Source organism: Mycolicibacter icosiumassiliensis (assembly GCF_900078685.2).
GTDB lineage: Bacteria > Actinomycetota > Actinomycetes > Mycobacteriales > Mycobacteriaceae > Mycobacterium > Mycobacterium icosiumassiliensis.
Map to the genome: position 1 here is coordinate 3,020,720 of NZ_LT546166.1, position 14,360 is coordinate 3,035,079.

Below are 14,360 nucleotides of genomic sequence, written 5' to 3' on the forward strand. Positions count from 1 at the left end.
GGAAACCGCCGTCACGCGGCGTGCTGCAGGGCCAGTTTCATCCCGACGAACGCGATCAGCAGCAGCACCATGATCGAGAGGTCGATGCGCACCGCCCCGATGGTCAGCTGCGGGATGAGCCGTCGCAGCAGCTTCACCGGCGGATCGGTGATGCTCATGATCAGCTCCAGGATCACCACCGTGGTCCCCCGCGGGTGCCAGTCACGGCTGAACGAGCGGATGAATTCGATGACGATTCGGGCGATCAGCAACAGCCAGAAGACAAATAGCGCGATACCGAGAATCGTGAAGAACAGCGCCAACGGAATGCGACCTTACTGACGAGGGTTGGGCCCGCATCAGCAGTGCTGACCGGCTCGACTGCCGTTCCAGCCTACCGATAGGCGTAGAAGCCGGTCTCGGCGATGCGGCGACGCTCCTCCGGAGACACGTCGACGTCGGCCGGGGACAGCAGAAACACCTTGGTCGCGACCTTGTCGAAGGAGCCACGCAGGGCAAAGGCAAGACCTGCCGCGAAGTCGACCAGCCGCTTGGCGTCGGCGTTGTCCATCGACACCAGATCCATGATGACAGGGGTGCCGTCGCGGAACCGCTCGCCGATGGTGCGGGCTTCGCTGTAGTCCTTGGGCCGCAGTGTGGTGATCTTCGACAGCGGGCTGCTGTCGTCGAACATCTGCGCCATCCGGCGCGGTTCCATCGCCAGGGCGCCGCGGGTCGAGCCCCGCAGCGAGGAGAACCGCCGCTCGAAGTCACGGGGACGCTCGAACTCACGTGCTCGGTAGCGGGGGTCGCGGGCATCGTCGTCGTAGCCGCCCCGGTAGCCGGCGGGCGCGTCGTCATAGTCGCGGTCCTCGAAGCGGTCGTCGTAGCGGCTCTCCGAACGGCCGCCTACGCGGTCGAAAACGTCCTCGCCGAACCGGTCCGCCCGAGGTGCGTAGTCACGCGACCCGGCGCGGTCATCGCCGTCGTCGTAGTAGTCGTCGTCGTAGTCCTCCATTGGAGCCATCCCGAAGTAGGCCTTGACCTTGTGGAGTGTGCTCATCCTTGGACCCTTCTAGGCTGATGACTGTGATGAAGGTGTGACTGAAGTGACTAATAACGGTGACGGTAACGGCAGCGAGCGCGTTGGCGCGGCACCGACACGCGGACAGCTCCCACCGGTTTCACCCACCCCCTCCAGCGACCTCTACCGCGGACTCATTCCAGCCAGACCAGGGACGCCAGCCGGCCGGTGAGTCCGTCGCGACGGTGACTGAACAGTTTCGGGTCCGCTGCCGTACAACGCGGGTCGGCGTCGATGGCCTGCACGCCCAATCCCCTTAGTTGACGGGCGATTCCGGCCCGCAGGTCCAGCCCGACAGTGCCCGCCGACGTAACGGTGCGGCTGCCCGGCAGGGCGGCCTCGACCTCGTCGGCCATCTCGGCGGGCACCTCGTAGTGCAGTCCACTGACCGCGGGGCCCAGCAAAACCGAAACGTCGCCGGGTCGTGCCCCTGCCGCCAGCATGGATTCCAGCGCACGAGCGACCACACCGTGCTGCGCGCCGACCCGACCAGCGTGGACCGCGGCGACCACCCCCGCCCGGGCGTCGGCCATCAGCACCGGAACGCAGTCGGCGGTCACCACCACCATCGCCAGCCGGGGCACGGTGGTGACCAGAGCATCGGTGGCGTCGATCGGGGTGTCGTGCGGCCCGTCGACGACCACCACATGATCGCCGTGGACCTGGTTCATCCACACCAGGCGGTCGGGGCCGAGGCCGGTGGCCTTGGCCAGCCGCGCGCGGTTGGTCGCCACCGCGGCGGGGTCATCGCCGACGTGGTCACCGAGGTTGAAGCTGTCGAAGGGGGCCGCCGACACGCCACCGGAGCGGGTGGTCGTCACCCGCCGGATGCGAAAAGTCATGCCGTCGAGGCTAGTGGTGGTCGCAAGCGCGGCGAAGCCGGGCGAAGCGGGCCAGCACCATCAACTCAGTGCCGCATGAACGGCGGGACGTCGACGTCGTCGTCATCGACGCCGTCATCGCCGTTGCGCCCGCCGACGCTGACCGTCGCTCCGTTGGTGGGAGTCGGCACACTGACCGCATCGACCGGGTCGAACAGCGACGTGGTGACTTTGCCGGCCTGTCCGGACGCCATGGCGTGCCGGGCCTGACCGGGCGTGCCGGTCACCGGCTTGCGGCCGGAGCCCGCCGAGTCGAAGCCAGCCGCGATCACCGTCACCCGCACCTCGTCGCCGAGGGAGTCGTCGATCACGGTGCCGAAGATGATGTTGGCTTCGGGATGCGCGGCGTCCTGAACCAGCGATGCCGCCTCGTTGATCTCGAACAACCCCAGGTCGCTGCCGCCGGCAACCGACATCAGCACGCCCTGGGCGCCTTCCATCGAGGCTTCCAGCAGCGGCGAGTTGATCGCGATCTCGGCGGCCTTGAGCGCCCGGCCGTCGCCGCGGGCCGATCCGATGCCCATCAGCGCAGTCCCGGCGCCGCTCATGATGCCCTTGACGTCGGCGAAGTCGACGTTGATCAGGCCGGGGGTGGTGATCAGGTCGGTGATGCCCTGCACACCGTTGAGCAACACCTCGTCGGCGCTGCGGAACGCGTCCATCAGCGAGACCTGGGCATCGCCCATCTGCAGCAGTCGGTCGTTGGGGATCACGATCAAGGTGTCGCAGCTCTCCCGCAGTGCGCCAATGCCGTTCTCGGCCTGGTTGCTGCGCCGCTTGCCCTCGAAGGAGAACGGCCGGGTGACCACGCCGACGGTCAGTGCGCCGAGCTTGCGCGCGATGGTCGCGACCACCGGGGCACCGCCGGTGCCGGTGCCGCCGCCCTCCCCGGCGGTGACGAACACCATGTCGGCGCCGCGCAGCAGCTCCTCGATCTCGTCCTTGGCGTCTTCGGCGGCCCGACGACCCACTTCGGGGTCGGCACCGGCACCGAGGCCGCGGGTGGAGTCACGGCCGACGTCGAGCTTGACGTCGGCGTCGCTCATCAGCAATGCCTGCGCGTCGGTGTTGATCGCGATGAACTCAACGCCCTTGAGGCCCTGCTCGATCATCCGGTTGACGGCGTTGACGCCGCCACCACCGATACCCACGACTTTGATGACGGCCAGATAGTTGTGCGGTGGGGTCATCGTTCGTCTTCCTCCCTGGTGGGATTGGAGTCCTCTCTCGGGCCGGGCCTGCCGCGGAACTCCCCGATATCTGTCTTCAACAAACCCTCAACCTCAACCAAAGGCTTAGAGTTATGTCAAGTTGTTCCGCGCAACCGCCACAGTAGGGCCGCCCCGGCCGTCATCCGCGCCGACGCGCCGAGACACACCGCGCGAATTTTCCTGTAGGGCGGGACGTTCCCGGCCCACCAATCCCCACCGAGGGGGAATCTCACGACGCGCGTGCCGCGCGTCGCGCAGCGGAATTCCCACTCGCGGCCGCGGATCGGCGCGGCCGCTATCGGATCGCGACGGCGCTAGCGGACGGTGGGCAGGTCCGGACTCGACACGTCGTAGGTATGACCGGGCTGGGTCAGCAAGGCCGCCAGCTTCTGCGCTTTCTCCGCGGTGCGGTCGGTATTGCCCCAGACCACCACCCGGCCGTCGGCCAGCGTCAGGGTGATCGACGCCACCGACGGGGCGGCCACCCGGCTGATCTGCCCGGCCACCTCGGGCGCCAGCGAGGTCATCACCTGCAGGGCGGCCCGGGTGCATGGGTCGGCCGGGCCGGGATTTTCCACATCGAAGAACGGCAACATCCTCGGCGGCGCTCCGGTCGCGAAGTCGACGCCGTCCCGGTCGAACAGGTGCGGGCCGTCCGGAAAGTCCTTGTAGACCACCGGGACCCGCTCGACCACCGCGATCCCCAGCACCGAGGGGTACTGCCGCTGTACCCGAGTGCTGGCCACCCGTCGGATCGCCGCGACCCGATCGGCCACACTGCCGGTGTCGATCTGCAGCAACGGTGTTCCCAGCTGCACCCGCGCCACGTCCAGCACTTCCTCACGGGTCACCGTCGCGATCCCGGTGACCTCGATCTCGCGCACCGACATCAGCGGGGTGAAGTACAAGATGAGCCCGAGCCCGACGACGAGCACCGCCGTCAGGAAGACCGCCAGCGCCATCTTCAGGCCCCGAATCGTTCCGCGGGGAACGCCTTTGGGCGCGTCGGCGGAACCGGCGCGCAGTCGCCGCTTGGCCTCCCGGCGGGCCTGTTCGATCGCCTCGGCGCGTGCCTGCGCGGCGCGCCGCTCCGCGCGTTCGCGGCGAGCCCGGCGTCGCGGTCCCTCCACCTCGGCAGAGTCGTCTGCGGCTTCAGCCTCTGAGCCGTCCGCAGCATCGGGCTCGGGGGCCTCGGGGGCCTCCGCATCCGGTTCGGCGGCGTCGACACCGTCAGGTGCTTCGCTTTCCGGGGCGTCCGCGGCGTTCTCCGGCTCATCCGGTGGAACGGCCGGGTTTTCGGGCGGCACGCTCACAGCGCGCCCGGGTGGCCGGGAGGGGTCCGATCGCTGCGCGCCCGCAACGCGGTGACGATCTCCGGGCCCAGCATGGTGACGTCGCCGGCGCCCATGGTGATGATTACGTCACCGGGACCGGCGGCCGCGGCCACCGCCTCGGGCACCGCCGAGAAGTCCGGCAGGTAATGCACTGGCACACTGACATGTTCGGCAACGCTGGCGCCGCTCACCCCGGGCAGCGGCTGCTCACGAGCACCGTAAACGTCGAGGACGAAAACCTCATCGGCGCCATCCAGCGACCGGCCGAACTCGCCTGCGAATTCCTTTGTCCGCGAATACAGATGCGGTTGGAACACCACCAGGCTGCGCCCGGTTCCCTGCTCGTTCAGCACGGCGCGGACCGCGGTCAACGTCGCAGCGATCTCGGTGGGATGGTGCGCGTAGTCGTCGAAGACCCGTACCGAGCCTGCGGCGCCTGCGGACCCGACCAGCTCGAATCGGCGGCGTACCCCGTCGAACCCGGCCAGGCCGTCGAGCACCGCATCCAGCGGCGCGCCGACCTCGACCGCCGCCAGCACCGCGCCAAGGGCATTGAGCGCCATGTGTCGTCCGGGCACCGACAACCGCATCGCCCTGCGCTCGCCCGTTCCGGCCAGCCTGATCTCGGCGACCGCTCCGGTCCCCTGCTGTTCCCACGTGACCAGCTCGCCGGCCAGCGCCGCCGTCCCGGTGCCTTCGCTGCCGTAGCGCAGTACCCGGATGCCCTGTGCCGCAGTACGATCGGCCAGTTCGGCGCCGCCGGGGTCATCGACGCACACCACCGCTGCCCCACCCGGCGCGATGCGCTCGACGAACGCGTCGAACACCTGCGTGTAGGCCTCGGCACTGCCGAAGAAGTCGAGGTGATCCGCCTCGACGTTGGTCACCACCGCGACGTTGGGGGTGTACTCCAACAGCGAGCCATCGCTCTCGTCGGCCTCGGCGACGAACAGCGGCCCGCTGCCGTGATGGGCGTTGGTGCCGGCCTCTGAACCGGCAGAACCCAGTTCGCCGCCGACCGCGAACGAGGGATCGAGCCCACAGTGCTGCAACGCGACCACCAGCATCGACGTAGTGGTTGTCTTGCCGTGGGTGCCGGTGACCATCAGCGTGGTGCGCCCAGCCATCAGCTTCGCCAGCACCGCCGGTCGCAACACCACCGGGATGCCGCGTCGACGGGCCTCCACCAGCTCGGGGTTGGTCTTGGGGATCGCCGCGTGGGTGGTGACCACCGTGGTGACCCCACCGGGCAGCAGATCCAGGGCCGACGCGTCGTGACCGATACGCACCTGCGCGCCCCGGGCCCGCAGCGCGTGGATCCCGCGGGACTCCTTGGCATCCGAGCCCGAGACGAGGCCCCCGCGGTCCAGCAGAATGCGGGCGATGCCGGACATGCCCGCACCCCCGATGCCGACCATATGTACCCGGCTCAGTTCCGGCGGCAGTTGCGAGCCGCTCACTGGCCGCCCCTCGCTGCGCTCGCGACTTCCAGCGCGACCCTGCTCATGCCGCTCACTGGCCGTCCCTCGCTGCGCTCGCGACTTCCAGCGCGACGGAAGCCACCCGCCGCGCCGCCTCCGGGTGCCCGGCCTGGACCGCCGCGCTGGTCATCGCGGCCAGTCGCGCGGTGTCGGTGAGCAACCCGGCGACGGTGTCGGCCACAAAATCCGGGGTCAGCGACGCATCGTCGACCAAGATTCCGCCCCCGGCGTTGACCACCGGAAGCGCGTTGAGTCGCTGTTCACCGTTGCCGATCGGCAGCGGGACGTACACCGCGGGCAGCCCGACTGCCGACACCTCGGCAACGGTCATCGCACCGGAGCGGCAGATCGCCAGGTCCGCGGCCGCATACGCCAGGTCCATCCGGTCCAGATAGGGCACCGCGACATACGGCGGATCGCCCGCCCCGGCTTCCGGCAATTCCAGGGTGTTCTTCGGTCCGTGTGCGTGTAGCACCGAAACACCAGCGGCGGCAAGATGTTTGGCTGCCCCGGCCACTGCCTGGTTGATCGAGCGGGCGCCCTGGGAGCCACCGAAGACCAGCAGGACCCGAGCGTCGTCGGCGAAGCCGAACTCGGCGCGGGCCGCCGCACGCAGCGCAGCCCGGTCCAACGTGGTGATCGCCGCCCGGACCGGTACCCCGACCACCTCGGGGTGGGCCAGACCGCAGTCCGGGACCGCCGACAGCACCCGCTGCGCGCCCCGGGCGCCAATCCGGTTGGCTAGGCCGGCGCGGGCATTGGCCTCGTGGATCACCACCGGTACCCGCTTGCCGCCGAGACCGCGCGCGGCCAGATACGCCGGCAGCGAGACATAGCCCCCGAAACCGATCACCACGTCGGCCTGCACGTCGCGCAGCACCGCCCGGGTCTCCCGGACAGCCCGCAGCACCCGCAGCGGCAGCCGGGCGAGGTCGGCGTTGATCTTGCGGGGCAACGGCACCGGGGTGATCAACTCCAGGTCGTACCCGCGGGCCGGCACCAGGCGAGTCTCCAGACCGCGGGCGGTGCCCAGCGCGGTGATCCGGACGTCGGCGTCCAGGGCGCGGAGCGCGTCGGCGACCGCCATCGCAGGCTCGACGTGGCCGGCAGTGCCCCCGCCGGCAAGGACCACCGATAACGACGCACCGCGGTCCGATGAGCTGACCGAGTCGTTCACTCCCCTATCGCTGACCTTCCAATGCGCGTACGCGTCCGCCAGTCGGGCGCGCCCCGGCGTGACGCCGGCCGCCTCCATTTTGCCCTGCGCGCCCGGCACCTCGACTGGCTGCCCGGGTCGGCGCCTGCGCGGCCGCGCGCTGCCGGCCCGACCGGGCCGGAGGCTGTCCGGTCGTCTGGGCTGTTCGTGGCCGTGCGGCCGGCTGCGGACGCGACCGGAGCCGGTCGCGCAGCGCCTCAAGACGAGTCGGCGAGTATGGCTCGGGCAGCGGCAGCCGCAGGATCCGGTTCATCCGGTCATCCTGGCCGGCCCGCAGCGCGGCCACCGCCTCCGGTTCGTGCCGGGCCGCGTTGGCCATGATGCCGATCATGAACAACGTTGTCGCCGTCGAGGTTCCGCCCGCCGATATCAGCGGTAGCTGAATTCCGGTGACGGGCAGCAGCCCGATCACGTAGCCGACGTTGATGAACGACTGCCCGATCACCCACATCGTGGTGGCGGCGGTCAGCAGTCGCAGGAACGGGTCTGCGGAGCGCTTCGCGATCCGCATGCCGGTGTAGGCGAACAGCCCGAACAGCGCCAGCAGCCCGAAGCCGCCGATGAAGCCGAGCTCCTCGCCGATGATCGCGAAGATGAAGTCGTTGTGCGCGTTGGGCAGGTAGTTCCATTTCGCGGTGCCCTGGCCCAGACCGTCGCCGAAGATCCCGCCGTTAGCCAGCGCGAATTTCGCCTGGCGCGCCTGATATCCGGCGTTCTGCGGGTCCGCGTCGGGGTCGAGCCAGGACCGCACCCGGTCGGAGCGGTAGCCCTCGGAGATGGCCAGGATCGCCGCGGCCGACACGACCGCGAACAGCGAGCTGGTGAACACCTTCAGCGGCAGGCCGGCGTACCACAGCAACGCCAGCAAGATGATGCCCAGCGAGACCGTCTGCCCCAGGTCGGGCTGGGCGACGATCAGCGCCAGCGCCACCACCGCGGCCGGCACCAGCGGGACCAGCATCTCGCGCAGCGTCGCGCGCTCCATACGGCGGCTCGCCAGCAGGTGCGCGCCCCAGATGGCGAAGGCGATCTTGGCCAGCTCGGAGGGCTGCATGGAAAAGCCGGCGATGACGAACCAGCCGCGGGAGCCGTTGGACAGCGTGCCGATACCCGGGATCAGCACCAGCACCAACAGCACGATGGTGAAGGCGAAGCCGGGAAAAGCCATCCGGCGCATGAACCGGACCGGCATCCGCAAGGCCACATAGCAGCCGAACAGCCCGATGATGGTCCACAGCACCTGCTTGCCGAAAATCCGCCACGCGGACCCGTCGAGGCCATAGGACTCCACCCCGGAGGCCGACAGCACCATGATCAGGCCAAGCGTGGTCAATAGCGCGGCCACGGCCACGATCAGATGAAACGACGTCATCGGCCGGCTCAGCCAGGCGCCGAACCGGGTGCGTGGCTCGGCCTTGACAGCCTTGTCCGCTGTTTCGGCGGAGGAGGCGGCAGCGTCTGGGGCCCCGGCATCGCGCCGCAGCCGGGCCAGGATCCCGATCACACCGATCCCGCCGCAGATCGCGCAGCGGCGGCGAACGCGTCGCCCCGGGCGCCGTAGCCGGAGAACTGGTCGAAGGATGCCCCCGCCGGAGCCAGCAGCACCGTGTCACCGGGCCGGGCCAGGTCGCGGGCGGCGGCCACCACCGCTGTCATCACCCGAGATCCCAGCGTCTCATCAGACCCATCAGCCACTCGCTTCACATGAGTAACTGGAGACACAGCCGTATCACCCATATCACTATCCTCGCCCGTCACAACGTGGACGACGGGGACATCCGGTGCGTGTCGTGATAACGCCTTGGCAACCTCGCCGCGATCTCGGCCGATCAACACGGCCCCGGCCAGGCGGGGAGCGATTCGGGCGACGGTCGGCCCAATCGCGGCGCCCTTGAGCAGTCCGCCGGCCACCCAGATCACCCGCGGGTGGGCCAGCACCGATGCCTCGGCCGCGTGCGGGTTGGTGGCCTTGGAATCGTCGACGTAGCTGATCCCGCCGTCGACCAGGACCAGTTCGCCGCGATGCCGCCCGACCCGAAACGACGCCAACGCCGCCGCGATCGCCTCCGGGGGCACGTCGACACTGCGGGCCAGCGCGGCCGCGGCCAGCGCGTCCAGGATCCCGACCGGGCCGGGCACCGGTATCGACGCCACCGGGGCCAGCACCACCTCGTCAACGAAGGCGCGATCGACCAGCATGCCGTCGATCACGCCGAGCTCACCGGGCGCCGGTTCGCCGAGCCGGAAACCGACCTTGACACCGGCGGGAGCGAACTCGCGCAGCGCAGCAGCACGCGCGTCGTCCATCCCGACCACCGCCACCCGGCCGGCCAGCGCGCGGGCCTTGTCGGCGGTGTAGGCGGCCATGCTGCCATGCCAGTCCAGGTGGTCCTCGGCGATGTTGAGCACCGCGCCGGCCTCGGGACGCAGCGACGGGGCCCAGTGCAGCTGGAAGCTGGACAGCTCGACGGCCAGCAGTTCGGATTCATGCGGCGGTCCCAGCTTCCGCTCTCCTCCGTCGAGCCTCGCTGAACCGCCGGCGGGCTCCCCCAGCACGTCCAGCACGGGACTGCCGATGTTGCCGCACAATTGGGCGCTGCGGCCCGCGGCCGACAGCATGGCGTACAGCATCGAGGTGGTCGTGGTCTTGCCGTTGGTGCCGGTCACCACCAGCCAGCGCCGCGGCGGCCCGTAGTGGCCCGCGGCGTCGAGCCGCCAGGCCAGCTCCACGTCACCCCAGATCGGCACCCCGGCCGCTGCGGCAGCGGCCAGTACCGGTGTGTCCGGGCCGAATCCGGGGCTGGTGACCACCAGCGCGTAGCCGCCGATCTGCGCGGCGGCCTCGGCCGGGCTGCAGGTCGTGACCTCGGGATGGGCCTGCAGTGCGGCCGCGTTGTCGTCGCACAGCGTCACGTCCAGCCCGAACGGCGCCAACGCATGCAGGATGGCCCGGCCGGTGACCCCGGCCCCGGCGACGAGCACCCGCGCGCCGCCGGACAGCACGCTGCGCCCCGATTCGAACGTCACCTCAGCCGCCTACGGCGGTGAACCACTCGCCGTAGAACATGGAGACGCCCAATCCGCAGGCGATGGCGGTAAGCAGCCAGAACCGGATGATCACGGTGGTTTCGGCCCAGCCGGCCAACTCGAAGTGGTGGTGGAACGGCGCCATCCGGAACACCCGGCGGCCGGTGCTGCGGAACGCCAGGATCTGGACGACCACCGAGGTGATCTCGGCGACGAAGAGTCCGCCGAGCACCACCGCGAGGATCTCGGTGCGGGTGGTGATGGACATGCCGGCGATCACGCCGCCCAGCGCCAGCGACCCGGTGTCGCCCATGAAGATCTTCGCCGGGGCGGCGTTCCACCACAGGAACCCGATGCAGGCGCCGGCGGTCGCGGCGGCGATCAGCGCCAGGTCCAGCGGGTCGCGCACGTTGTAGCAGCCCAGTCCGGGTGCGATCGCACAGGCGTTGCGGTGCTGCATCACGGTGATCAGCACGTAGGCGGCGCTGACCATCGCCATGGATCCGGCGGCCAGGCCGTCCAGGCCGTCGGTGAAATTGACCGCGTTCGACCAGGCGCTGACGATCAGGATCACGAACAGCACGAACACCGCCGCGGGCAGCGTCACGGTGGCGATATCGCGTACATAGGACAGTTGCAGGCTGCCCGGGGTCAGGCCGGAGCTGTTGCGGAAGCACAGCACCAGCAGACCGAACAGGGTTGCCGCGGTGACCTGCCCGACGGTCTTGGCGGTCTTGTTCAGACCGAGGTTGCGCGACCGGCGGATCTTGATCAGGTCGTCGAGGAAGCCGACGGCGCCCAGCGCGGTGGCCAGCCCCAGGACCAGCAGCCCCGACGCCGTCGGACCGGTGCCGTAGAACACCAGGCCGGCCAGTTCGGCGGCCAGGTACCCCGCCCAGATCCCGGCCACGATGGCCACACCGCCCATCGACGGGGTGCCGCGTTTGCTCTGGTGGCTGGCCGGCCCGTCCTCGCGGATCTCCTGCCCGAAGCCCTGCGTGGTGAACACCCGGATCAGCACCGGGGTCAGCAGGATCGCGACCAGCAGCGCGACACCGGCCGCGATGAGAATCATTATCATCGGCGATCTCCTGGGTCTTCGCTGCTCAGCGCCTGCGCCAACGCGGTCAGGCCCGCAGAGTTCGACGCCTTGACCAGTACCACGTCGCCCGCCTGCAGTTCGGCGCGCAACAGGGCCAGGGCGGCATCGACGTCGGGAACCGCGGTGGCCTCGGCGCCCCAGGATCCCTCCATCACTGCGCCGTGCAGCATCGCGCCCATCGATCTCCCTACGCCGACGACAATGAGACGAGACACATCTAAGCGCACCGCGAGCCGTCCGATGCGGTCATGCTCAGATATCGCGTCCTCACCGAGCTCGGCCATCTCCCCCAGCACCGCCCAGCTGCGGCGCTTTGCCCCCGGATTCTCACCGCGGGCGATCCAGGCCAGCGCCTGCAGCGCCGCCCGCATGGAGTCGGGGTTGGCATTGTAGGAGTCGTCGATCACGGTCACGCCGTCCGCGCGGGTGCGAACCTGCATCCGGTGCCCGGAGGCCGGTCCGGCGCCGGCCAGGGCGTCGGCCACCTGTTGCGGCGTGGCACCGCATTCCAAGGCAACGGCCGCGGCGCACAGCGCGTTGCCGACTTGGTGGTCGCCGGACACTCCGAGCCGTACCTCGGATTCGCCTGTGCCGGAGTGCAGGGTGAACCGCGGGCGGGCCAGCTCGTCGAGCACCACCGGCCCGGCCCACACGTCGGCGGGAGCGGAGCGGCTGACCCGCACCACCCGTGCGACGGTCTTGTCGGCCATCGCGGCCACCGCCGAGTCATCGACGTTGAGGATCACCACGCCGGACTCCGGAACAGCTTGCGCCAGCTCGGCTTTGGTCTCGGCGATCGCCGCACGCGAACCGAACTCGCCCAAGTGGGCGGTCCCGACGTTGAGGACCACCGCGATCTGCGGCGGGGCAATCGCCGCCAGCGCGGCGATGTTGCCGCGATGCCGCGCAGACAGCTCGAGGACCAGATAGTCGGTGTTCTCGTCGGCCCGCAACACCGTCCACGGGTGGCCCAGCTCGTTGTTGAAGGATCCGGGCGGGGCGATCACCTTCCCCAGCGGCGCCAGCACCGCGGCGATCAGGTCCTTGGTGGAGGTCTTGCCCGACGAACCGGTGACGCCGATGATCGTCAGCCCCTTGGCCACCAGGGTGGCGGCCACCGCACCGGCCAGTTTGGCCAGTGCGGCCAGCACCGCAGCACCGGATCCGGCCGCGTCGTCATGCTCCAGGGCACCGGACTGACTGTCGGATGCGACTGGTTCGACAACGATTGCCGGGACCCCGACCGGCCGGGCCGCCAGCACCGCCACCGCGCCGGCGTTCACCGCCGACGCCGCGTGGTCGTGGCCGTCGGCGCGTGCGCCGGGCAGCGCCAGGAACAGTGCGCCCGGGGTGATCCGGCGGGAATCGAATTCCACGGTGCCGGTGACGACGGTGCGCTGCGCCTGCTGCGGGGTGATGTCGGCCAGCCGGCCGCCGACGATCTCGGCGATCTGCGCGAGGGTCAGCGCGATCACCGGTGCTGCTCCCGCGCTTCTAGCGCCTGGGCCAGCTCCACCCGGTCGTCGAACGGCTGGGTGTGCCCGGCGGCGGTCTGCCCGGTCTCGTGTCCCTTGCCCGCAATGAGCACCACATCGCCGGGCTGGGCCCATGCCACCGCGTGCTCGATCGCGGCCCGCCGGTCACCGATCTCGACCACCCGCGCGCTGCCCGCACCGGCACCGGCGAGGACGGCGCGCCGGATGTCGGCGGGGTCTTCCCCCCGCGGGTTGTCGTCGGTGACCACGACCAGGTCGGCGGCCTGCGCGGCGATCCGTCCCATCGGTTCGCGCTTGCCGTGGTCACGGTCGCCGCCGGCGCCGAACACCACCGCTAGGCGCCCGCTGGTGTCGCGCAGCTCCTGGCGCAGGGTCCCCAGCACCGCCGCCAGCGCCCCGGGCTTGTGCGCGTAGTCGACCAGGGCCAGGAAGCCCTGACCCCGATCGATCGATTCCATCCGTCCCGGCACCCGCGCCACTCGCAGGCCGGGGGCCGCCTGCTCAGGCGACACTCCGACCGCGTCCAGAATAGCCAGCGCCACAAGGCAATTGGCTACGTTGTAGTCGCCGGGCAGCCCGATGCCGATCGGGTGGTGCACACCGGCGGGGTCGACGGCGATGAATTCTCGCCCCCGAGATCCTCCGACGCTGACGTGTTCCACACCCCAGTCCGCGGGGCGGCCGGTCGCGCTGACGGTGACCGGCGCGGCCGCACGCGCCGCCATCGCCGCGCCAGCATCGTCGTCGACGCAGATCACCGAGCGGGCGGCGTGCAGCGGCGACGCCGGATCGAACAATCGGGCCTTGGCCTCGAAGTAGTCCGCCATGGTCGGGTGGAAGTCGAGATGGTCGCGGGACAGGTTGGTGAAGGCGCCAACCGCGAACCGGGTGCCGTCGACCCGGCCCAACGTCAGGGCGTGACTGGACACCTCCATGACCGCGGTGTCCACCCCGCGCTGCGCCATCGCGGCCAGCAGCGCCTGCAGCGCGGGCGCCTCGGGGGTGGTCAAGGCGCTGGGCAGGTCGACGCCGTCGATGCGGACACCGACCGTGCCGATCAGACCGGCGGTGCGGCCCGCGGCCCGTAGCCCGGCCTCGACCAGATAGGTGGTGGTGGTCTTGCCGGAAGTCCCGGTGATGCCGATGACGGCGAGCCGATCGCAGGGATGTCCGTAGACCTGCGCCGCGAGTTCGCCCAGCACGGCGCGAGGTGCCGGATGAACCAGGACAGGTATGCCGGGTAGCGCTGCGCCGGCGGTGATCTCGGCAACACCGACCCCGTCGGAGAGCACCGCGACCGCGCCTCGAGCGACCGCGTCGGCCGCGAATCGTGCGCCGTGGGTGGTCGCGCCGGGCAGCGCCGCGAACAGGTCACCGGGTCGCACGTCCTGGGCGCGCAGAGTCAACCCGGTGATCGGCAGCTCCGGAATCACCTCTCCGGCTGCCGCGACCGCCCCGATCTGGTTCGCGAGCACCCGCAGCGACATGCCTGCACCGACGTCAGGGCGCAGAGCAGCAGGCACCGACATCACCTCCATCCGCTGCGGCC

At 70.2% G+C, this 14,360-nt stretch carries 12 protein-coding genes; all 12 read right to left on the reverse strand.

Going from position 1 to position 14,360, the window contains the following annotated elements; genetic code table 11:
- Positions 1-11: 11 nt before the first annotated feature.
- The 12 genes from BN4346_RS38415 to BN4346_RS38470 all read right to left on the reverse strand — a co-directional run bounded on the left by BN4346_RS38415 (position 12) and on the right by BN4346_RS38470 (position 14,340).
- Positions 12-302, reverse strand: coding sequence for a YggT family protein (locus BN4346_RS38415; protein WP_067973913.1), 291 nt, complete (start codon positions 300-302; stop codon positions 12-14).
- 71 nt (positions 303-373) lie between these two features.
- The gene (locus BN4346_RS38420; RefSeq protein ID WP_067973915.1) at positions 374-1,042 is read right to left on the reverse strand and encodes a cell division protein SepF; all 669 of its coding nucleotides are present in this window, start codon (positions 1,040-1,042) and stop codon (positions 374-376) included.
- A gap of 155 nt (positions 1,043-1,197) precedes the next feature.
- On the reverse strand, positions 1,198-1,905 hold the full coding sequence (gene pgeF / locus BN4346_RS38425; protein ID WP_067973917.1) for a peptidoglycan editing factor PgeF: 708 nt from the start codon (positions 1,903-1,905) through the stop codon (positions 1,198-1,200).
- Positions 1,906-1,970: 65 nt separating this feature from the next.
- Positions 1,971-3,134 (reverse strand): cell division protein FtsZ, encoded by a 1,164-nt coding sequence (gene ftsZ, locus BN4346_RS38430; RefSeq protein ID WP_067973921.1) that lies wholly within the window; start codon positions 3,132-3,134, stop codon positions 1,971-1,973.
- A gap of 335 nt (positions 3,135-3,469) precedes the next feature.
- Complete coding sequence (locus BN4346_RS38435; RefSeq protein WP_067973923.1) at positions 3,470-4,468, reverse strand: cell division protein FtsQ/DivIB; 999 nt, start codon at positions 4,466-4,468, stop codon at positions 3,470-3,472.
- The gene (gene murC / locus BN4346_RS38440; RefSeq protein WP_067973925.1) at positions 4,465-5,949 is read right to left on the reverse strand and encodes a UDP-N-acetylmuramate--L-alanine ligase; all 1,485 of its coding nucleotides are present in this window, start codon (positions 5,947-5,949) and stop codon (positions 4,465-4,467) included. Before murC ends, BN4346_RS38435 begins: the two co-directional genes overlap by 4 nt.
- Positions 5,950-6,001: 52 nt before the next feature.
- The gene (gene murG, locus BN4346_RS38445; protein ID WP_067973927.1) at positions 6,002-7,147 is read right to left on the reverse strand and encodes an undecaprenyldiphospho-muramoylpentapeptide beta-N-acetylglucosaminyltransferase; all 1,146 of its coding nucleotides are present in this window, start codon (positions 7,145-7,147) and stop codon (positions 6,002-6,004) included.
- A gap of 4 nt (positions 7,148-7,151) precedes the next feature.
- On the reverse strand, positions 7,152-8,690 hold the full coding sequence (gene ftsW, locus BN4346_RS38450; protein WP_067973929.1) for a putative lipid II flippase FtsW: 1,539 nt from the start codon (positions 8,688-8,690) through the stop codon (positions 7,152-7,154).
- Positions 8,687-10,213: a UDP-N-acetylmuramoyl-L-alanine--D-glutamate ligase gene (gene murD, locus BN4346_RS38455; protein ID WP_235653659.1), complete on the reverse strand. Its 1,527-nt coding sequence runs from the start codon at positions 10,211-10,213 to the stop codon at positions 8,687-8,689. The genes ftsW and murD overlap by 4 nt, the downstream gene beginning before the upstream one ends.
- A gap of 1 nt (position 10,214) precedes the next feature.
- Positions 10,215-11,294 (reverse strand): phospho-N-acetylmuramoyl-pentapeptide-transferase, encoded by a 1,080-nt coding sequence (mraY, locus tag BN4346_RS38460; RefSeq protein ID WP_067973931.1) that lies wholly within the window; start codon positions 11,292-11,294, stop codon positions 10,215-10,217.
- Entirely contained in the window at positions 11,291-12,790 is a 1,500-nt protein-coding gene (locus tag BN4346_RS38465) for a UDP-N-acetylmuramoyl-tripeptide--D-alanyl-D-alanine ligase (RefSeq protein WP_067973934.1), read from the reverse strand. Before BN4346_RS38465 ends, mraY begins: the two co-directional genes overlap by 4 nt.
- Positions 12,787-14,340, reverse strand: coding sequence for a UDP-N-acetylmuramoyl-L-alanyl-D-glutamate--2,6-diaminopimelate ligase (locus BN4346_RS38470; RefSeq protein ID WP_067974423.1), 1,554 nt, complete (start codon positions 14,338-14,340; stop codon positions 12,787-12,789). Before BN4346_RS38470 ends, BN4346_RS38465 begins: the two co-directional genes overlap by 4 nt.
- Positions 14,341-14,360 lie beyond the last annotated feature (20 nt).